This is a genomic window from Pseudomonas trivialis, from assembly GCF_001439805.1.
In the GTDB taxonomy this organism is placed as follows: domain Bacteria; phylum Pseudomonadota; class Gammaproteobacteria; order Pseudomonadales; family Pseudomonadaceae; genus Aquipseudomonas; species Aquipseudomonas trivialis.
Genome location: NZ_JYLK01000003.1, coordinates 345597 through 364585 on the forward strand (window position 1 = coordinate 345597; position 18989 = coordinate 364585).

An 18989-nucleotide genomic window follows, 5' to 3' on the forward strand; every position below is an offset into this window, starting at 1 on the left:
GGGAATATTGGTTGGCTGAAATAGGCTTACCCAAGCCTTCATCGCGAGCAAGCCCCCTCCCACACGGTGGCGCGTGCGATGTGTGCGCGAAACGTCAGGTAATGCTTGAGCACCTGCACCGGCGCTTCGATCTGCGGGTAGTGGCCGATGTTGGTCAGCAGTACGGTATCGGCGTGGGGCACCAGTTGATGGTATCGCTCCACCATGTGCGCGCCGGAGATCGGGTCGACCTCGCCATCGATCACGCGCAACGGCACATCGCCCACTTGCATGGCCGCCACCCAGCGATCGCGCAGGGCGCGGCGCTGGGGCACGTAGGCGATGAGTTTGTGCAGGATGCGCGTGCCGTCGTTGGCGCTGATCAGGCTCCAGAAATCGTCCAGAGCGCTTTCGCTGGGGCGGGTCTGGGGGCCGAAGATCTGGCTGAAGCTGTTGGACAGGGCGTTGCGCCCAAAGGCGCGGCCGATCATCCAGCCCAGGGGGCTGAGCAAGAGCTTTTGAACCAGCGCCGGGCGATGGGTTTCGGGAAACAGCCCGCCGTTGAGGAACACGCAGCTGGCCATCTGGAAGCGGCCTTCGTGGTGCCGGGCCAGCAGTTCCTGGGCGACGCTGTCACCGTAGTCATGGGCCAGCACATGCACGGGTTGCTCGACCCCCAGGTGCTTGAGCAGCGCCTGTTGCAGATCGGCCTGCTCCAGCAGGCAATAGCCGTGATCCAGTGGCTTGGCCGAATCGCCAAAGCCGAGCATGTCGCAGGCGATCACCAGGTTGCGATGGGCCAGAGGCTGCCACAGGTAGTGCCAGTCCCAACTGGCGGTGGGGAAGCCGTGGATCAGCAGCAGCGGCTCACCCTGGCCAGCCACCCAATAACGAATGGTGTGGCCGCGAAACTCAAAACTGCGGCTGCGCTTGCGCCAGGCACGCAACGGGATCTCGGCGAGCGGCATCAGGTTTTATACCCCGGGTCTTGCAGGTCGAGTTTGCGCAGCGGCGCCGACCTGACCAGCGCGCCACCCAGGCTGTGGGCACTGCGGGTGACGGCCCTGACCTGGTCTTTGACGTTGGGTGGAGATAAAACGGGGGATAGGCTCACGGCAATGACCTCCTTGGCGTATTTCTTATTATTTTTCTAATGATAGTGGGCGTATGAGCCAGTCTAGTCAGACACCCTGGCGCGATAAGTTGCCTTCGCAGCCAGCTTGATGACCGTGCGAGTCAGTTGCAAGAATAGTTCAGACAAGGGGTCGGCGGCGTCAGAGAAGCGCCGCCAGAAAAGCCGCAATCAGCCGTGCAGGGCCGTCACCAGATCGCCCAGCCAGGGCTCGGCGTCGGCTTCCGGGGTAACACTTTCGCTGGCGTCCAGACGCAGCATCGGCAGCACTTCGCGCACCCCAAGCTCGCTGAACAATTCGCGCATCTGTTCGCCACCGCTGCAAAAGGTGTCGCCATAGCTGGCGTCGCCCAGTCCGATCACGGCGCCCGGCAAGCCGCGCCAGGCGGCGGGCAGTTGGTCACGGATGCTTGAATACAATGGCTGCAGATTGTCGGGCAATTCGCCCATGCCGGTGGTGGAGGTCACGGCCAGCAACGCTTGGGGCGCAAACGCCTGCACATCTGCCAGGGTGGCGCGGGGGTTGTGCCAGGCGTCGAAACCGGCCGCATTGAGAATACCGGCGGCGTGGCGGGCGACTTCTTCAGCCGTGCCGTACACTGAGCCGGAAAGGATGGCGACTTTCATCAATCTGATCCTGTGGTTGAGTGAAAGCCTGGGATATTAACAGCTGAGGCAAATATTTCGGCGCGCCCGTGCAACATCCTGCCGGTGCCATAAACTGCCCTTTGAAAACCTGCTTTGGACCGTTCAATGATTAACCCCAACCTGATGCAAATGGTGATCAACGCTTCCAACGACGGCATCGTGGTCGCCGAACGGGAAGGCCGCGAGACGCCGGTGATCTACGTCAACCCGGCTTTCGAACGCCTGACCGGCTACACACTCGATGAAATTCTCTACCAGGACTGCCGCTTCCTGCAGACCGGTGACCGCGACCAGCCGGGTCTGACGGTCGTTCGCAAAGCCATGCGGGAGGGCACCTCCTGCCGCGAAATCCTGCGCAACTACCGCAAGGACGGCACGCCGTTCTGGAATGAACTGTCGCTTTCAACGCTGTATAACGAGGCCGACAAGCTGACGTATTTCATCGGTGTGCAAAAGGACGTTACGCTGCAGGTCAAGGCCCAGCAGCGCGTAGCGCAACTGGAAGCGGAACTGGCCGAGGTCAAGGCTGAGCTCGCAGCACTGAAGGCGGCCGCCGGATCGAATAAAGTTTAGAACCCGTGGGCATTAGAATGGATAATCGCCCCTCATTCTTCCTCATTGAGCCCGATCAATGTCACGCGAAGCGCTTCTGACTCAGGACGAGTTGGATTTCATTCAGAACATGCAGCACAACCCCCAGCTCAATCTAAGGGATGCTTCGTCGAGCCTGACGGTCAATGGCGGTGCGCAATTGCGCGACCTGCTCACCCGGCTGGCGGCTCACGATCACGTCACGCTGCAGGCGCAATTCGATAACCAGCAACTCACTTTCCCTCTGCATCTGGTGGAGGATGAGTTCAATGCAGTGCATTTGCGCGTCGGGGTGCCGAGCATCTTCGAAGACGGGCCGATGATCCGCCCGTGGCGCCTGGCGCTGGACACACCGGTGGCGCTGGAGAACATCCGCGGCACCCCCGGCGCGCTGTGGGTGCATCAGGTGTCATTCAAAGGCGTGCTGGTGGAGATGCGTGGCCGGGTCAAGCCGCCCAAGAGCTTTTCGCTGTGGTTCAGCCCATCGGGCTACGAACGCATTTCGCTGCGCGGGGCGTTCGAGCGGGAGACGGCGCGGGGCCTGTTTGCCTACCGCTTGAGCCAGGTTGATGCGGATGAAACCGAGCGCCTGCGCCAGTTCATTCTGCACGAACATCGCCGGGTGCATCCGCACATGCATGCCTGAAGTCAGGCATCCAGCTTCGCGCCGAGAAACTGCTGCAAGCGAGCCTGCATCGACTGACCGTCATTGCCCAGGCAGCCGATGGTGGAATCCGCCAGGTTTTCGCGGGCCAGGTCCGATGCATCCCCGGCCAGCAGCAGTGGGCAGTCCAGGGTCAGCGCCAGGCGCCTCAGGCGCAGCGGCAATTCGTTGCCAGGCGCGTGATTGGAAAACAACACCAGTGCGCGCGGCCGGGTCTTTTCGCACACCAGCGTCAACTCATCGAACGGCTGGCCCACGCCCAGCACCTTGACCGAGAGCTGATCGCTGCTCATCAAAACCCCAGCCACCAACAATTCAAGCTCACGACACTCGCCGGCAATGGCCGCCAGCAACACACGCGGTGCCGGAGAGGCGCAGGCCAGACGCAGGCGTTTTGAGGTGCTGGCGCGCAGGAAGTTATCGAAGAATAACCATTCACTGGCCTGGCCGAAGCGGCCTTGGTGGCGCAACAGGTCGTTCCACAGCGGCATGAGGATCTCCTGGAACGCTACGCTCGCCGGGTAAGTCGCAAAAATCTGGCCGTAGAGGGTGTCCAGCCGGGCATCGTCAAAAGCGCTGATGGCAAGCATCAACTGCGCCTGCAAACTCGGCCCTTCGCACTCCTCGCCCGCGTTTCGCTCAGCGCGCACCACCACAGCCTGCTGGTCATCACGGGCGATGATCTTCGCGACCTTGCTGACGGCCAGGCCCCGTTCGATCCAGTCGAGGATGCGATTGACTGTGTCGATATCCGCTCTGGAATACAGGCGATGCCCGCTTTCGGTGCGTGTGGGCTGGATCAGGGCATAACGACGCTCCCAGGCACGCAGGGTGACGGGGTTAACGCCGGTCAATCTGGAGACTTCACGAATGGGAAACAGCTCGTCGGAAACGGAGTCGGCAACCGGGGCGATTTCGTGGACAGAAGCAATGGTTTCGGACATCAGGAGGCCAACGACGCGCGTGAAATTGGATCCTATTTAACGCTTTTATACCGTTGTTTTTCAAGGACCGTGCCTATCGGACCAATGTCGCTGGTGTATTCGCGCAAAACAGGAATAATCCTTGCCTGCCTTTTCAACAGAGCTGCAACACCCCGCAGCTTCGTTTGTGCGCCACCTACCCGGTTCAGCGCACCCGTACATTTGGAGATACACAATGTCTACCTCACCCGTCACCTTGATGGTTGCGCGCCGCGTGGCCAAAGGACGCTACGAAGAACTGATGGCCTGGCTGCGCGAAGGCGAGCAACTGGCCACGGACTTCCCCGGTTACCTGGGCTCCGGCGTGCTGGCCCCGCCGCCCCATGACGATGAATTCCAGATCATCTTCCGCTTCGCCGACGAAATCACCCTGCATGCCTGGGAGTTTTCCGCCTCGCGCAGTGCGTGGCTGAGCCGTGGCAGCGAGCTGTTTGCCGACCCGTCCGAACACCGCGTGCGCGGCATCGATGGCTGGTTTGGCGCGGCGGGCGCGCGACCGCCACGCTGGAAGCAGGCGGTGGCGATCTGGCTGGCGTTTTTCCCGGTGTCGCTGCTGTTCAACTTTGGCCTGGGGCCGCTGCTGGGCGAGCTGGACCTGTTCCCGCGCATTCTGGTCAGCACCCTGGCGCTCACGCCACTGATGGTGTTCTGGTTCATTCCTTTGTCGACCCACCTGCTGGCCAACTGGCTCCACCCATCGCCGCCGCCCAAGGTCACGCCAGCCCCGGCCTGAGTACAGGGAAGGCCGGTCGCTGGTATAGTTTCAACTTGCCCGCGACCTGAGCCTCCCATGACCGCACCCCTTGCCCCGATCCTGATCACCGGCGCTGCCCAGCGCGTCGGCCTGCATTGCGCCGAGCGCCTGCTGGACGCGGGTCAGCCGGTGATTTTCAGCTACCGCAGCGAGCGCCCGGGCGTTCACGCGTTGCGCGAGCGTGGCGCAACAGGCCTGTTTGCCGACTTCTCCAGCGAGGCCGGGATTCTTGCGTTTATCACCGAGCTGAAAACCCACACCGACTGCCTGCGCGCCATCATCCACAATGCTTCGACCTGGGCTGCGGAAACGCCGGGCGACGAAAGCCGCGCGTTTACCGACATGTTCAGCGTGCACATGCTTGCGCCGTATCTGATCAACCTGCATTGTTCAACCTTGCTGCAACGCTCGACACCTGCCGATATCGTGCACATCAGCGATGACGCGGTACGCAAGGGCAGCCGCCAGCACATCGCCTATTGCGCCACCAAGGCCGGGCTCGACAGCCTCACGCTGTCGTTTGCCGCGCAGTTCGCGCCATTGATCAAGGTCAACGGCATTGCACCGGCGATGGTGATGTTCAACGAGGGCGACGATGCGGCTTACCGCGACAAAGTCCTGGCCAAGTCAGCCCTGGGCATCGAGCCCGGGCCCGACGTGATCTACCAGGGTGTGCGTTACCTGCTGGACAACCCCTATGTCACCGGAACCACCCTGACCGTTAACGGTGGGCGGCATATCAAATAAGCCGTTTTTGAGGATGTTGTATGACTGTATCCCTGCCCCACCACTATCGCGAGATCCTCAAGGGTCTGGGTGAAGACCCGGAGCGCGAAGGTTTGCTCGACACCCCCAAGCGCGCCGCCAAGGCCATGCAGTACCTGTGTCATGGCTACGAGCAGAATCTGGAAACCATCGTCAACGGCGCGCTGTTCGCGTCCGACAACGATGAGATGGTGATCCTCAAGGACATCGAGCTGTATTCGCTGTGCGAGCACCACCTGCTGCCCTTTATCGGCAAGGCCCATGTGGCCTATATTCCGACCGGCAAGGTGCTGGGCCTGTCGAAGCTGGCGCGCATCGTCGATATGTTTGCCCGGCGCCTGCAGATCCAGGAAAACCTCACGCGGCAGATCGCCGACGCCATCCAGGACGTGACCCAGGCCGCCGGCGTGGCAGTGGTGATCGAGGCCCGGCACATGTGCATGATGATGCGCGGCGTGGAAAAACAGAATTCAACCATGAACACTTCGGTGATGCTCGGCGCGTTTCGCGAGTCGAGCACCACGCGCATGGAGTTCCTGCAACTGATTGGACGGAGCAAGTAGCAATGCCACAACTTCAACCAGGCATGGCGCGCATCAGGGTCAAGGACCTGTGCCTGCGTACCTTTATCGGCATCAACGAGGAAGAAATCCTCAACAAGCAGGACGTGCTGATCAACCTGACCATCCTGTATGCCGCCCAGGCAGCCGTGCGCGACAATGATATCGACCACGCCCTGAACTACCGCACCATCACCAAGGCAATCATCGCCCACGTGGAAGGCAACCGCTTTGCCTTGCTCGAACGCCTCACCCAGGAACTGCTGGACCTGGTGATGGGCAATGAATCCGTGCTGTATGCCGAAGTCGAAGTGGACAAGCCCCATGCGCTGCGCTTTGCCGAATCGGTGTCGATTACCCTGGCGGCCAGCCGCTGACAGTGAAGTGAGCCCTATGAACGACCAACAACGCCTCGAACTCGAAGCCGCCGCCTTTCGCCGGCTGGTGGCACACCTGGACAGCCGCAAGGATGTACAGAACATTGACCTGATGAACCTGTCGGGCTTCTGCCGTAACTGCTTGTCCAAGTGGTACAAGGCCGAGGCCGACGAGCGCCAGATCGAACTGAGCCTGGATGACGCCCGTGAGGTGGTGTACGGCATGCCCTACGCCGAGTGGAAAGCCCAATACCAGCAAGAAGCCAGCGCCGACCAGCAGGCTGCGTTCGCCAAAGGAAAAACCCATGACTGACCTGAACACCCTGCGTGCCAGCCTCAACAGCGGCAAACACCTGTTTGCCGACACCCTGGCCTTTATCGCAGCCGGTTACGACTACCAGCCGCAAGCCTTCACCAATGGCGGCGTGGAAAATGCGGCCGGGCAGAACGAGGGGTCGTGCAAGACCCTGGGACTGGCGTTGCTGGAAGGGTTAAGCGATCAGGAAGCGCTGCTGGCGTTTGGGGAGCATTACCGCTCGGTGGTGGCGACGCCGGAGGGCAGTGACCATGGCAATATCCGCGCGTTGATCGAGCATGGCCTGGCCGGGGTGAAGTTCACCGCGCAGCCGCTGACCCGCAAATCCTGAGCCAGACATAGATCAAAATGTGGGAGGGGGCTTGCTCCCGATGGCGGTGGGTCAATCAAAGTATGAGTGACTGACACACTGCAATCGGGAGCAAGCCCCCTCCCACATTTGTTTTGCCGCGTGGTTTAGAACGAAGCGTTCTGCAGGCCGTCGAGGTAGCGCTCGGCATCCAGAGCCGCCATGCAACCGGCGCCGGCCGAGGTGATGGCCTGGCGGTAAACGTGGTCGGCCACGTCACCGGCGGCAAAAATGCCGTCGATGTTGGTGGCGGTGGCGTTGCCTTCGCGGCCGCCCTGCACCACCAGGTAACCGTCCTTGGCTTCCAGCACGCCTTCGAACAACGAGGTGTTCGGGGTGTGGCCAATGGCAATGAACACACCGTCGACGCTCAACTCGTCGAAGCTGCCGTCGTTGTTTTTCAGACGCGCACCGGTCACGCCCATGTTGTCGCCCAGGACTTCGTCCAGAGTGGCGTTGAGCTTGAGGATAATCTTGCCTTCAGCGACACGGGCGTGCAGCTTGTCGATCAGGATCTTCTCGGCGCGGAAGGTCTCGCGGCGGTGCACCAGGGTCACGGTGCTGGCGATATTGGCCAGGTACAGCGCCTCTTCCACGGCGGTGTTGCCACCACCGACCACGGCGACCGGCTTGTTGCGGTAAAAGAAACCGTCGCAGGTGGCGCAAGCGGACACGCCTTTGCCCATGAACGCTTCTTCCGACGGCAGGCCCAGGTAACGGGCACTGGCGCCGGTGGCGATGATCAGTGCGTCACAGGTGTACACGCCGCTGTCGCCGGTCAGGCTGTAAGGCTTTTTGGAGAAGTCGACCTTGTTGATGTGGTCGAAGACAATCTCGGTTTCAAAACGCTCGGCGTGCTCCTTCATACGCTCCATCAGCGCCGGGCCGGTCAGGCCGTGCACGTCGCCCGGCCAGTTGTCGACTTCCGTGGTGGTGGTCAACTGACCGCCCGCCTGCATGCCGGTGATCAGCAGCGGCTTGAGGTTGGCCCGGGCAGCGTAGACGGCAGCGCTGTAACCGGCAGGGCCGGAACCGAGAATAATCACTCGTGAATGACGGGTATCAGACATGACTCACTCCTGTCGACCGCCCGCAGAACAGGACGGCTGGAATAAAAAAGGACTGCGAAGCACTTGGGGAAGGCTTGAACTCGCAGATCCTGAAAATGATGGGTGCAGCGTATAGAGGGGGGCAAGATTAAGGAAATACGCATTAACAATCCAGCTCATAGGTGGTCTCTATGCAGCCGGCTCGACTCATCGACGGCTTTGTTACTGCTGATGTTGCCGCTTTCGACTTGCGTGCAAAGTCGGTAAGGTCGGCGCGTTCGTTATCCTGCTCGGAGTTCACCATGCCTGCTCCTGTTCTTTCCGGCCCGCAATACCTGCGCGAAGGCCTCAAACTGGTATTGAGCCCAGGTCTGCGCCTGTTTGTGCTGCTGCCGCTGGCGATCAACCTGGCGCTGTTCGTCGGCTTGATCTATTTCGCCGGCCATCAGTTCAGCCTGTGGGTCGATCACCTGATGCCAACGCTGCCCGGCTGGCTGAGCTTTCTGAATTACCTGTTGTGGCCGCTGTTCGTGGTGCTGGTGGTGCTGATGGTGTTTTTCACCTTCACCATGCTCGCCAACATCATCGCAGCGCCGTTCAACGGGTTTCTGTCGGAAAAGGTCGAAGTGGTGGTACGCGGCACCGACGACTTCCCGGCGTTCAGCTGGGGCGAGTTGATCGCCATGGTCCCGCGCACCCTGGCGCGGGAAATGCGCAAGCTGGGCTATTTTCTGCCCCGCGCCATCGGGCTGTTTATCCTGTCGTTCATTCCGGTGGTCAACCTGATCGCAGCGCCGCTTTGGTTGCTGTTCGGCGTATGGATGATGGCGATCCAGTACATCGACTACCCGGCCGACAACCACAAGCTGGGCTGGAATGAAATGCTCGCCTGGCTGCGCCAGAAGCGCTGGCAGAGCATGAGCTTTGGCGGGATTGTCTACCTGGTGCTGCTGGTGCCGGTGGTGAACCTGCTAATGATGCCGGCGGCGGTGGCCGGCGCCACGCTGTTCTGGGTGCGCGAACAAGGCGCCGAGGCGATGGCGGTGAAACCGATCACTCGGTCATAAATCCATCATCCGCGCGACACATTGGCGACATGGCCCACAGCGACACTGTGGGTCATGACGACAGCCTCGCTCCATATCACTCTGATCACCGAAACCTTCCCGCCGGAAATCAACGGGGTGGCCAATACCCTTGGTCGCCTGTGCGACGGTTTGCGCGCCCGTGGCCATGTGGTCGAACTGGTTCGCCCGCGCCAGGGCGTCGACCAGTGCCGGCCCAGCGACGACGAACTGCTGCTGTGCCGCGGCTGGCCACTGCCGGGTTACCCCGGCCTGCAATGGGGCCAGTCGTCGATGCACAAGCTGTTGCGACGCTGGACGCGCCAACGCCCGGATGTGCTGTACATCGCCACTGAGGGGCCGCTGGGGCTCTCGGCGCTGCGCGCGGCGCGTCGCTTGGGGATCAGCGTGGTGAGTGGCTTTCACACCAACTTTCAGCAATACACTAACCGCTACGGGCTGAGCCTGCTGAGCCGTCTGGTTACGCATTACCTGCGCTGGTTTCATAATCGCTCGAGCCTGACCCTGGTGCCCAGCGCCAGCCAGCGCCTGGAGCTGGAGCGCCGGCATTTCGAACGTCTGGGGATGTTGTCGCGCGGGGTCGACAGCCAACTGTTCCATCCCGCCAAACGTGACTGCACGCTGCGTGAGACCTGGGGCCTGGAGAACGACGACATCGCCGTGCTGCACGTAGGACGCCTGGCTCCGGAGAAAAACCTCGGGCTGCTCAAACGCTGCTTTGAAGGGTTGCAGGACAGCTATCCCGCTCGGCGCATGAAGTTGATCATCGTCGGCGACGGCCCGCAACGCGCCGTACTGGAACGCGACCTGCCCGACGCCGTGTTCTGCGGCACCCGGCGAGGCGAAGAACTGGCGCGCCATTACGCTAGCGGCGATCTGTTCCTGTTTCCCAGCCTGACCGAGACCTTCGGCAATGTGGTGCTGGAAGCCATGGCCTCTGGGCTTGGTGTGGTGGCGTATGACCAGGCGGCGGCCACCCAGCATATTCGCCACGGCTACAACGGCGTACTGGCCATGCCTGGCGATGAGGGCGCGTTCTGCGACGCGGCCATCTGGCTGCTGGAAGAACGCGAGACCTTGCGCAGGGCGCGCCTCAACGCGCGCCAGCATGCGAGCCGCCAGGGATGGACGGCGATTATCGAGCAATTCGAGCGCCAGCTGCGCGGTGTATGCCAGGAGCCGCATCCGTCGCCGCTCCTCACGCCCTTTACACCAGGGTCGTCAGCGCCTCACGACTGAACGGCAGGATATCGCCCTCACGCCCTTCACGCACCTTCACCGCCCACTCCGGGTCCACCAGCAGGGCTCGGCCCACGGCCACCAGATCGAATTCGTCGTTGTTCAGGCGCTCGAGCAGCTTTTCCAGGCTGGCCGGCTGCGCGACCTTGTCGGTGTTGACCATAAACTGCAGAAACTCGCCATCCAGGCCGACGCTGCCCACCGTGATGGTCGGCTTGCCGGTGAGCTGACGCGTCCAGCCAGCCAGGTTGAGGTCGGAGCCTTCGAACTCTGGCTCCCAGAAGCGACGGGTGGAGCAGTGAAAAATATCCACACCGGCATCGGACAACGGTTTGAGGAATTCTTCGAGCGCCTCCGGGGTTTGCACCAGGCGCGCGGTGTAGTCCTGCTGTTTCCACTGGGAGAAACGGAAGATGATCGGGAAATCCGGGCCCACGGCGGCACGGGTGGCCTGGACCAACTCGATGGCAAACCGCGAACGTTTGGCCAGGCTGCCGCCGTATTCGTCGGTACGCTGGTTGCTGCCTTCCCAAAAAAACTGGTCGATCAGGTAACCGTGAGCGCCGTGAATCTCCACGCCATCCATGCCGATGCGCTGGGCGTCCCTGGCAGCCTGGGCGAAGGCGTCGATCACGTCCTTGATGTCCTCAACGGTCATGCCATGGACGACCACCGTGCCGTCCTTGAGTTTTTCCATCGGGCCGTAAGCCGGCACGCTGGCGTCAGGCTCGGTGCCGAGACGACGCACACTGCCCACGTGCCACAGTTGCGGGACGATCTTGCCGCCTTCGGCATGGACCGCGTCGACCACCTGCTTCCAGCCGGCCAGGGCGGCTTCGTCGTAAAAATGCGGGACGTTGGGGTAGCCGTTGGAGGCCGGGTGACCGACCACGGTGCCTTCGGTAATGATCAGGCCCACGCCAGCGGCAGCGCGGCGGCGGTAGTACTCGATAACCTTGGCGTTGGGCACGCCGCCCGGCGAAAAGGAACGGGTCATGGGCGCCATGACCACACGGGTCGACAGTTGCAGAGTACCGAGTTGGAAGGGTTTGAACAGGGCTTGGACAGGCACGGGACACTCCACGAAAGAAGGGTTTATGACGTGGATAATATGGTCCGGACCGTGCGCCGCACAGCACTATTGATCTGAGTGATTGAGGGCCAGAAGTGAGCGGAGTCTGTGACTCAGCTCAGGGCTTTTTCGATGGCCTGGACGATTGCCGGGGCTTCCGGCGGGGTGCGTGGCGAGAAACGCGCCAGCACGCGTCCATCCTTGCCCAACAGGAATTTCTCGAAGTTCCAGGTGATATCCCCAGGAAACTCGGCGCCCTCGCCCGCCAGCAAGCGGTACAACTGGTGCCGCTCAGGGCCGTTCACGTCGAGTTTGCTGCCCAGGGGAAAGGTGACGCCGTAGTTCAGGCTGCAGAACTGGCTGATCTCTTCGTCGGTGCCCGGCTCCTGCCCCGCAAACTGGTTGCACGGCAGGCCCAGCACGGTAAACCCCTGGTCCTTGTACTGCTGATAGAGGTTTTCGAGCGCAGCGTATTGCGGGGTCAAACCACATTTGGAGGCCACGTTGACCACTAGCACCACCTGCCCCTTGAAAGGGGCCAGGGGCAGCTCTTGACCGTCCAAAGCTTTGAGTTTCAGGTCGTGGAAAGCACTCATGACGAACTCCAGATATCCATGTTCTTTGCGTTGTACAGGTTCGAGATTACAGACCGCGAGCCTGCAATCATAGACACCGCCGACAAAACTCGCCCGCCGGTTACTGAGCGGTCGGCCACGGCAGAATCGGAATCGCAGTGACCGCATTCTGCGGGCTGCCCTCGATCAGGCGGTCGCTGTAGACCAGATACACCAGGGTATTGCGCTTCTTGTCGAGAAAGCGCACCACTTGCATGGTCTTGAACACCAGCGAGGTGCGCTCCTTGAACACTTCATCGCCATCCTTGAGATCGCCCTTGAAGTGGATCGGCCCGACCTGACGGCAGGCAATCGAAGCTTCGGCGCGGTCTTCGGCCAGGCCCAGGCCGCCCTTGACGCCGCCGGTCTTGGCGCGGGACAGGTAGCAGGTCACGCCGTCAACCTTGGGGTCGTCAAAGGCTTCGACAACGATACGGTCGTTGGGGCCGACAAACTTGAAAACCGTCGATACCTGGGCGATTTCTTCGGCTGAGGCCACCAGCGGTGTGAGCAACAACAGGCCGAGTACGCACTTCATTAAACGCATCGTGTATTCCTTTGGTTAAACCAGGATCAGGTTGTCGCGGTGAACCAGTTCCGGCTCGGCCATGTAACCCAACAATCCGACAATGGCGTCGGACGATTGTCCAATAATCTTCTGCGCTTCCAGGGCACTGTAGTTGGCCAGGCCGCGGGCGATTTCGCGACCATCAGGCGCGACACACACCACCATCTCGCCACGGCGGAAGCTGCCCTGCACCCGTTTGACGCCTACCGGCAGCAGGCTTTTGTTGCCCTGGGACAACGCCGCGACCGCACCGGCATCCAGCACCAGGGTGCCACGGGTTTGCAAGTGCCCCGCCAGCCACTGCTTGCGCGCTGCCAGCATGCCGCGTTCCGGCGACAGCAGCGTGCCGATGCGCTCGCCCGCCTTGAGGCGATCCAGCACGCGTTCAAGGCGCCCGCCAACGATAATGGTATGGGCACCGGAACGCGCCGCCAGGCGTGCGGCGCGCAGCTTGGTCTGCATGCCGCCACGGCCCAGGGCGCCGCCGACGCTGCCGGCGACCGCATCCAGCGCGGGGTCGTCCGCGCGCGCCTCATAAATAAGCTGCGCGTCGGGGTTGTTGCGCGGGTCGGCGTCGAACATGCCGTCGCGGTCGGTCAGGATCACCAGCAGGTCGGCTTCGACCAGGTTGGCGACCAGCGCGGCCAACGTGTCGTTGTCGCCGAAGCGGATTTCGTCGGTGACCACCGTGTCGTTCTCGTTGATCACCGGGATCACCTTGAGCTCCACCAGTGCGCGTAGAGTGCTGCGGGCGTTGAGGTAGCGCTTGCGGTCGGACAGGTCGTCATGGGTCAGCAGGATCTGCGCCGTGTGACGGCCGTGCTCGGCAAAGCTCGATTCCCAGGCCTGCACCAGGCCCATCTGGCCGATGGCGGCGGCGGCTTGCAGTTCGTGCATCGCGCTGGGTCGCGCGGTCCAGCCGAGGCGGCTCATGCCGGCGGCCACGGCGCCTGAGGACACCAGCACCAATTCCACGCCGGCCTCATGCAAGGCCACCATCTGCTCGACCCAGACGCTCATTGCTGCGCGATCCAGACCTTTGCCATCCGCCGTCAGCAGCGCACTTCCGATCTTTACGACCCAGCGCTGCGCGCCTGTCACTTTGCTCCGCATCATCTTCAACCTTAGAGTGAGGGCTGCACGCGACCCAGCGCCGCCCATATAACGTTATACCCGGATACTAAAACGCCGCTCTTATAAGGAGCGGCGTTCAAGTTTATCGCAACGAATCAGTCGCGCACGTAAATGATTTCCGGACCGTCTTCATCATCCACGTCTTCTTCGTCCCAATCGTCGTCGCCGATGTCGTGGACCGACTTCACGCCGCTGCGGCGCAGGGCACGCTGGTCGTCCAGGGCCTGCAGCTGGGCGCGGGCTTCGTCTTCGATCTGCTGATCGAGCTCGGCGAGCTCGGCCTTGAACACCGGGTCGGCCGCCAGGCGGTCGGCGCGGTCTTCCAAGTAGCGCATGATGTCGCGGGTCAGGCGCTCGGTGCCTTCTTTGGCGATGGCCGAGATCACGTAGACCGGACCTTCCCATTCCAGGCGGTCGACGATTTCCTTGACGCGCTCCTCGTGCTCCTCTTCAAGGATCTGGTCGCACTTGTTCAACACCAACCAGCGATCACGCTCGGCCAGGGCCGGGCTGAACTTGGTCAGTTCGCTGACGATCACTTCGGCGGCATCCGCAGCGCTGGTTTCATCCAGCGGCGCCATGTCGACGAGGTGCAGCAGCAAGCGGGTGCGCGACAAGTGCTTGAGGAAGCGAATGCCCAGGCCCGCACCGTCGGAAGCGCCTTCGATCAGGCCGGGAATGTCGGCGATCACAAAGCTCTTCCAGCGGTCGACGCTGACCACGCCCAGGTTTGGCACCAGGGTGGTGAACGGGTAGTCGGCGACTTTCGGCTTGGCGGCCGAGACCGAGCGGATGAAGGTACTTTTGCCGGCGTTCGGCAGGCCCAGCAGGCCCACGTCCGCCAGTACTTTCATCTCCAGCTTGAGGTCGCGCTGCTCGCCCGGCTTGCCCGGCGTGGTCTGGCGGGGTGCACGGTTGGTGCTGGACTTGAATCGGGTATTACCCAGACCGTGCCAGCCGCCCTGCACGACCATCAGCTTCTGGCCGGCCTTGGTCAGGTCGCCGATCACTTCCTGGGTAGCCGAGTCGATAATGGTGGTGCCGACCGGTACGCGCAGTACCAGGTCTTCGCCTTTTTTACCGGTGCAGTCGGTGCTGCCGCCGTTGGAGCCACGCTCGGCATCGAAGTGCCGGGTGTAACGGTAGTCGACCAGGGTGTTGAGGTTTTCGTCGGCCATCATGTAGATGGAACCGCCGTCACCGCCGTCACCGCCGTTTGGGCCACCGTTTTCAATGAATTTTTCGCGACGGAAACTCATGCAACCGTTACCGCCATCGCCTGCTTTTACTCGGATGGAAACTTCATCAACGAACTTCATAACAAAACGCCTCTCGCCGCACGGACGAGCTTAAGAAACCAAGACATAAGACTCTTGCAAAAATGAGCGCAGCGACCTCAATCAGCGACCGCAAAACCAGCGCCTGAGCCCATTACAAACAGCTTTGCAAGAGACTCACCCCATAAACGAAAAAGCCCCGTCGCAAGACAGGGCTTTTCCAGCGATCTCGCAATTAAGCTGCGACAACGCTCACGTAACGGCGGTTGAAAGCGCCCTTTACTTCGAACTTGATCACGCCTTCGATTTTAGCGAAGAGGGTGTGATCCTTACCCATGCCAACACCGTAACCGGCGTGGAATTGGGTGCCGCGCTGACGCACGATGATGTTGCCCGGAATGATTTTCTGGCCGCCATACATCTTAACGCCAAGGCGTTTGGCTTCTGAGTCGCGACCGTTACGGGTACTACCACCAGCTTTTTTGTGTGCCATGAGTCAATTCTCCTAGTGAGGAATTAGGCTATTAAGCCTGAATACCGGTGATTTTGATCTCGGTGTACCACTGGCGGTGGCCCATACGCTTCATGTGGTGCTTACGACGACGGAACTTGATGATGCGGATTTTATCGTGACGACCTTGGGAGATCACTTCAGCCACAACGGTAGCGCCAGCAACAACTGGAGCGCCAATGTTCACGTCATCGCCATTGGCGACCAACAGAACGCGATCAAAGGTAACGGATTCGCCGGTAGCGATTTCCAGTTTTTCGATCTTCAGGTATTCACCTGGGGCGACTTTGTATTGCTTGCCACCAGTAACAATTACTGCGTACGACATGGTATTTCTCCGATAATCCTGCTCACCCAGCGCTTTATAAGAAGAGGTATTGGCTGGCATGGCTGCATGGGATGGACGTCCCGAATGCAATTGCGTAAGGCAGGTGCTGCCCAGGAAGTTCAGGGTGCGCGATTGTACGCAAGGTAAATGGGTGTTGCAAGGGGCTGTCCATCGCGCCTTGACACTGCGGGGTCAGGGTCCTAGCATGCCGCGCAACCCTTCTGGAGCGACTGTCGCTGATGCAACCCCAAGCTTTCTACCGCGCGGTCGCGGACGATTTTAGCGCCGTCGACGGCATCATCAAGCAGCAGCTCACCTCGAAAGTGCCGCTGGTCTCCAAAATTGGCGACTACATTACGTCGGCCGGCGGCAAACGCCTGCGTCCTTTATTAGTGTTGCTATGCGGCAAGGCGCTGGGCCGCGAAGGCGATGACCTGCGTCTGCTGGCCGCCACCATCGAATTTCTGCACACCGCCACCCTGCTGCATGACGACGTGGTCGACATGTCCGGCATGCGCCGTGGCCGCGAGACCGCCAACGCAATGTGGGGCAATGCGCCGAGCGTACTGGTGGGCGATTTCCTGTACTCGCGCTCGTTCGAGATGATGGTCGAGCTGGGCTCGATGCCGGTGATGAAGATTCTTTCACAGGCCACGCGCATCATTGCCGAAGGTGAAGTGTTGCAGCTGTCCAAAGTCCGCGACGCCAGCACCACCGAAGAAACCTATATGGAAGTGATTCGCGGCAAAACCGCGATGCTCTTCGAAGCCTCGACCCACAGTGCCGCTGCGTTGTGTGGCGCAACGGCCGAACAGGCCGAGGCCCTGCGTACCTTTGGCGACCACCTGGGCGTGGCGTTCCAACTGGTGGACGATCTGCTCGACTACCGTGGCGACGCCGAAACCCTGGGCAAGAACGTCGGCGACGACCTGGCCGAGGGCAAGCCGACACTGCCGCTGATCTACACCATGCGTGAAGGCACGCCGGAACAGGCGGCACTGGTGCGCAAGGCGATTCAGAAGGGCGGGATCGAAGACCTGGAGAGCATCCGCGAGGCCGTGGAGGCTTCGGGTTCGCTGGAGTACACCGCACAGCTGGCCCGCGATTACGTGGCCCGTGCCATCCAGTGCCTGGAAGCCCTGCCAGCCAGCGAATACCGGGATGCCCTGGTCGAGCTGAGCGAGTTTGCGGTAGCCCGTACGCACTGAACAATATCTGCGAGCGCAGGCTTGTGTGGGAGCTGGCTTGCCTGCGATAGCATCACCTCGGTATCTCTGACTCACCGCGATGCCTGCATCGTGGGCAAGCCCGGCTCCCACAAGGTTCCGAGGCGCCCCCCAACCTGCAATAAACCCTATATAATGTGCGACTTTTAGCCATCCCTGACTCTCGAGGAGCTTTAGTGAGCACGTTGCCACCCTGCCCGAAATGCAATTCCGAATTCACCTACGAAGACGGCACCCAGCTGATCTGCCCGGAGTGTGCCCATGAGTGGTCCGCCACGGGCGAGGCCGATGCGGCTGGCGATGACACGGTGAAGAGAGATGCCGTGGGCAATGTCCTGCAGGACGGCGACACCATCACCGTGATCAAGGACCTCAAGGTCAAGGGCACGTCGCTGGTGGTCAAGGTCGGGACCAAGGTCAAGAACATCCGTCTGTGTGACGGCGATCACGATATCGACTGCAAGATCGACGGTATCGGCCCGATGAAGCTCAAGTCCGAGTTCGTGCGCAAGGTCTGAACCTGCCGTTTCCATCCCGCAGCCACTGCGGGATGGCGTTTCGCCCTCTTTGCTGACTCAGCTCAATACCCCCACAGAAAAACACACAAATCGCCAATAGGCCCTTGCTATTCCACGAATAAGAATTATTCTCATTGAAAACCATCAAGGAGAATGAACCATGACTTATTTGATCGATGCCTGGCTGGACCGCCCACACCCCTACCTGCGAATCCTCCATCGGGAAACCGGCGAAGTCTGCGCGGTGCTGGAAGAAGAAGCGCTCAATGAGCTGCAGGACCAGGGCGACCTGGACGTGAACGGTCTGAGCTCGAGTGAACCGGGTGTGTTGAAGGAAGTGGTGCGCAACCTGTTTCTGTTCTGCTATGCGCGGGCATTGCGCCCGGCGACGGAGCTGCATGGCAGGTTTAATCCGTGAGCCAAATACGGGATATCGCGGCTTCGGTGGGAGCCGGGCTTGCCCGCGATACAGACGACTCGGTGTGAAGTAGCACCGAGGTGATCCCGTCGCAGGCAAGTCAGCTCCCACTTGAAGCCAAAGCAGGTCTTACAGAACGTCGAGCAGCTCGACGTCGAATACCAGCACGCTGTGCGGCGGAATGCTGCCAACGCCTTGAGCGCCGTAAGCCAACTCGCTCGGCACGTACAGGCGCCATTTGCTGCCGGCATTCATCAGTTGCAGGGCTTCGGTCCAACCGGCGATCACGCCGCCCACCGGGAATTCCGCAGGCTGGCCGCGCTCGTAGGAGCTGTCGAACACAGTGCCATCGATCAGAGTGCCGTGGTAGTGAGTACGCACCTGGTCTTCACGGGTCGGTTTGGCGCCTTCACCCTGGGTCAGCACTTCGAATTGCAGGCCGGACGCCAGCGTCGTGATGCCGTCACGCTTGGCGTTTTCAGCCAGGAATGCCAGACCAGCGCCAGCGGCCGCTTCAGCCTTGGCAGCCGCTTCGGCCTGCATGATTTCGCGGATGACCTTGAAGCTGGCGGCCATTTGTTCCTGGTCGACGCGGCTTGGCTTGCCTGCGAAGGCGTCGGTCAGGCCGGCCAGGATGGCGTCCAGGCTGACGCCCGGTGGCGGGTTGTCGCGCAGTTGGTCACCCAACTGACGGCCGATACCGTAGCTGACGCGGGTTTCGTCGGTGGACAGATTAACGTCGGACATGAAAAGGCTCCGCTGCAGGACCACGCGAAGTGCCGCGCCGTCCAAAATTAAAAGGGCCCGCAGACTAGCATAATAAGGACAACTG

The 18989-nt window shown here is 61.2% G+C and carries 27 protein-coding genes; 13 read left to right on the forward strand and 14 right to left on the reverse strand.

Annotation, left to right across the window (positions count from 1 at the left end):
• Nucleotides 1-38: 38 nt before the first annotated feature.
• From TU79_RS07050 to TU79_RS07055, 3 genes are all read right to left on the reverse strand, one after another.
• On the reverse strand, nt 39-947 hold the full coding sequence (locus tag TU79_RS07050) for an alpha/beta fold hydrolase (protein ID WP_057007322.1): 909 nt from the start codon (nt 945-947) through the stop codon (nt 39-41).
• Nucleotides 947-1093 carry a hypothetical protein gene (locus TU79_RS26830; protein WP_156418190.1) on the reverse strand — a complete coding sequence of 49 codons (147 nt, stop codon included), beginning with the start codon at nt 1091-1093 and terminating at the stop codon, nt 947-949. The genes TU79_RS07050 and TU79_RS26830 overlap by 1 nt, the downstream gene beginning before the upstream one ends.
• Before the next feature lie 189 nt (nt 1094-1282).
• On the reverse strand, nt 1283-1738 hold the full coding sequence (locus TU79_RS07055; protein WP_057007323.1) for a flavodoxin: 456 nt from the start codon (nt 1736-1738) through the stop codon (nt 1283-1285).
• Between the two features lie 126 nt (nt 1739-1864).
• Between TU79_RS07055 and TU79_RS07060 the strand changes: the two genes are divergently transcribed.
• Complete coding sequence (locus tag TU79_RS07060; protein ID WP_057007324.1) at nt 1865-2332, forward strand: PAS domain-containing protein; 468 nt, start codon at nt 1865-1867, stop codon at nt 2330-2332.
• Nucleotides 2333-2390: 58 nt separating this feature from the next.
• The gene (locus TU79_RS07065; RefSeq protein ID WP_057007325.1) at nt 2391-2996 is read left to right on the forward strand and encodes a hypothetical protein; all 606 of its coding nucleotides are present in this window, start codon (nt 2391-2393) and stop codon (nt 2994-2996) included.
• Nucleotides 2997-2998: 2 nt separating this feature from the next.
• On the opposite strand, the gene TU79_RS07070 is transcribed toward TU79_RS07065, so the two are convergent.
• Nucleotides 2999-3958, reverse strand: coding sequence for a MerR family transcriptional regulator (locus TU79_RS07070; protein ID WP_057007326.1), 960 nt, complete (start codon nt 3956-3958; stop codon nt 2999-3001).
• Between the two features lie 214 nt (nt 3959-4172).
• Between TU79_RS07070 and TU79_RS07075 the strand changes: the two genes are divergently transcribed.
• The 6 genes from TU79_RS07075 to TU79_RS07100 are packed head-to-tail and all read left to right on the forward strand — an operon-like array spanning nt 4173 to nt 7100.
• Nucleotides 4173-4730 (forward strand): putative antibiotic biosynthesis monooxygenase, encoded by a 558-nt coding sequence (locus tag TU79_RS07075; RefSeq protein WP_057007327.1) that lies wholly within the window; start codon nt 4173-4175, stop codon nt 4728-4730.
• Between the two features lie 57 nt (nt 4731-4787).
• Nucleotides 4788-5498, forward strand: coding sequence for a dihydromonapterin reductase (folM, locus tag TU79_RS07080; RefSeq protein WP_057007328.1), 711 nt, complete (start codon nt 4788-4790; stop codon nt 5496-5498).
• A gap of 20 nt (nt 5499-5518) precedes the next feature.
• Nucleotides 5519-6079, forward strand: coding sequence for a GTP cyclohydrolase I FolE (gene folE / locus TU79_RS07085; RefSeq protein WP_003230834.1), 561 nt, complete (start codon nt 5519-5521; stop codon nt 6077-6079).
• Nucleotides 6080-6081: 2 nt separating this feature from the next.
• Nucleotides 6082-6453 carry a dihydroneopterin triphosphate 2'-epimerase gene (gene folX / locus TU79_RS07090; RefSeq protein WP_057007329.1) on the forward strand — a complete coding sequence of 124 codons (372 nt, stop codon included), beginning with the start codon at nt 6082-6084 and terminating at the stop codon, nt 6451-6453.
• 16 nt (nt 6454-6469) lie between these two features.
• Nucleotides 6470-6766, forward strand: a complete 297-nt coding sequence (locus tag TU79_RS07095; protein ID WP_057007330.1) for a DUF1244 domain-containing protein — start codon at nt 6470-6472, stop codon at nt 6764-6766.
• The gene (locus tag TU79_RS07100) at nt 6759-7100 is read left to right on the forward strand and encodes a HopJ type III effector protein (RefSeq protein WP_057007331.1); all 342 of its coding nucleotides are present in this window, start codon (nt 6759-6761) and stop codon (nt 7098-7100) included. Before TU79_RS07095 ends, TU79_RS07100 begins: the two co-directional genes overlap by 8 nt.
• 125 nt (nt 7101-7225) lie before the next feature.
• Here TU79_RS07100 and trxB read toward each other — a convergent pair whose 3' ends face one another.
• Nucleotides 7226-8188 carry a thioredoxin-disulfide reductase gene (gene trxB / locus TU79_RS07105; RefSeq protein ID WP_057007332.1) on the reverse strand — a complete coding sequence of 321 codons (963 nt, stop codon included), beginning with the start codon at nt 8186-8188 and terminating at the stop codon, nt 7226-7228.
• A gap of 142 nt (nt 8189-8330) precedes the next feature.
• The gene (locus tag TU79_RS26260) at nt 8331-8471 is read right to left on the reverse strand and encodes a hypothetical protein (RefSeq protein WP_169793784.1); all 141 of its coding nucleotides are present in this window, start codon (nt 8469-8471) and stop codon (nt 8331-8333) included.
• On the opposite strand from TU79_RS26260, the gene cysZ reads away from it, so the two are divergent.
• Together cysZ and TU79_RS07115 are read left to right on the forward strand one after the other, a co-directional pair.
• A complete protein-coding gene (gene cysZ, locus TU79_RS07110) occupies nt 8470-9234 on the forward strand; it encodes a sulfate transporter CysZ (protein WP_057007333.1) in 765 nt (254 codons plus the stop codon). The two genes, TU79_RS26260 and cysZ, sit on opposite strands and share 2 nt — an antisense overlap.
• 54 nt (nt 9235-9288) lie before the next feature.
• Nucleotides 9289-10491 (forward strand): glycosyltransferase family 4 protein, encoded by a 1203-nt coding sequence (locus TU79_RS07115; protein ID WP_057007334.1) that lies wholly within the window; start codon nt 9289-9291, stop codon nt 10489-10491.
• Here the strand turns inward: TU79_RS07115 and TU79_RS07120 are convergent.
• From TU79_RS07120 to rplU, 7 genes are all read right to left on the reverse strand, one after another.
• Complete coding sequence (locus TU79_RS07120; RefSeq protein WP_057007335.1) at nt 10460-11563, reverse strand: NADH:flavin oxidoreductase; 1104 nt, start codon at nt 11561-11563, stop codon at nt 10460-10462. The genes TU79_RS07115 and TU79_RS07120 overlap by 32 nt on opposite strands.
• A gap of 113 nt (nt 11564-11676) precedes the next feature.
• On the reverse strand, nt 11677-12159 hold the full coding sequence (locus TU79_RS07125; protein WP_057007336.1) for a glutathione peroxidase: 483 nt from the start codon (nt 12157-12159) through the stop codon (nt 11677-11679).
• A gap of 100 nt (nt 12160-12259) precedes the next feature.
• Nucleotides 12260-12724, reverse strand: a complete 465-nt coding sequence (locus TU79_RS07130) for a CreA family protein (RefSeq protein ID WP_032869812.1) — start codon at nt 12722-12724, stop codon at nt 12260-12262.
• Nucleotides 12725-12739: 15 nt separating this feature from the next.
• Nucleotides 12740-13858 (reverse strand): glutamate 5-kinase, encoded by a 1119-nt coding sequence (proB, locus tag TU79_RS07135; protein ID WP_057007337.1) that lies wholly within the window; start codon nt 13856-13858, stop codon nt 12740-12742.
• 116 nt (nt 13859-13974) lie between these two features.
• Nucleotides 13975-15198, reverse strand: a complete 1224-nt coding sequence (gene cgtA, locus TU79_RS07140) for an Obg family GTPase CgtA (RefSeq protein ID WP_003230855.1) — start codon at nt 15196-15198, stop codon at nt 13975-13977.
• Nucleotides 15199-15391: 193 nt separating this feature from the next.
• Complete coding sequence (rpmA, locus tag TU79_RS07145) at nt 15392-15649, reverse strand: 50S ribosomal protein L27 (RefSeq protein WP_003176049.1); 258 nt, start codon at nt 15647-15649, stop codon at nt 15392-15394.
• 31 nt (nt 15650-15680) lie between these two features.
• Nucleotides 15681-15995 (reverse strand): 50S ribosomal protein L21, encoded by a 315-nt coding sequence (rplU, locus tag TU79_RS07150; RefSeq protein WP_003230856.1) that lies wholly within the window; start codon nt 15993-15995, stop codon nt 15681-15683.
• Between the two features lie 239 nt (nt 15996-16234).
• Here rplU and TU79_RS07155 point away from each other — a divergent pair, with 239 nt between their 5' ends.
• The 3 genes from TU79_RS07155 to TU79_RS07165 all read left to right on the forward strand — a co-directional run bounded on the left by TU79_RS07155 (nt 16235) and on the right by TU79_RS07165 (nt 18157).
• Complete coding sequence (locus TU79_RS07155; RefSeq protein WP_003230857.1) at nt 16235-17203, forward strand: polyprenyl synthetase family protein; 969 nt, start codon at nt 16235-16237, stop codon at nt 17201-17203.
• A gap of 194 nt (nt 17204-17397) precedes the next feature.
• Nucleotides 17398-17739 carry a zinc ribbon domain-containing protein YjdM gene (locus TU79_RS07160; protein ID WP_057007338.1) on the forward strand — a complete coding sequence of 114 codons (342 nt, stop codon included), beginning with the start codon at nt 17398-17400 and terminating at the stop codon, nt 17737-17739.
• 160 nt (nt 17740-17899) lie between these two features.
• Nucleotides 17900-18157, forward strand: a complete 258-nt coding sequence (locus TU79_RS07165) for a PA4570 family protein (RefSeq protein WP_057007339.1) — start codon at nt 17900-17902, stop codon at nt 18155-18157.
• 129 nt (nt 18158-18286) lie between these two features.
• On the opposite strand, the gene bamJ is transcribed toward TU79_RS07165, so the two are convergent.
• The gene (gene bamJ, locus TU79_RS07170; protein WP_057007340.1) at nt 18287-18904 is read right to left on the reverse strand and encodes a BamJ family beta-barrel-assembly machinery protein; all 618 of its coding nucleotides are present in this window, start codon (nt 18902-18904) and stop codon (nt 18287-18289) included.
• Nucleotides 18905-18989 lie beyond the last annotated feature (85 nt).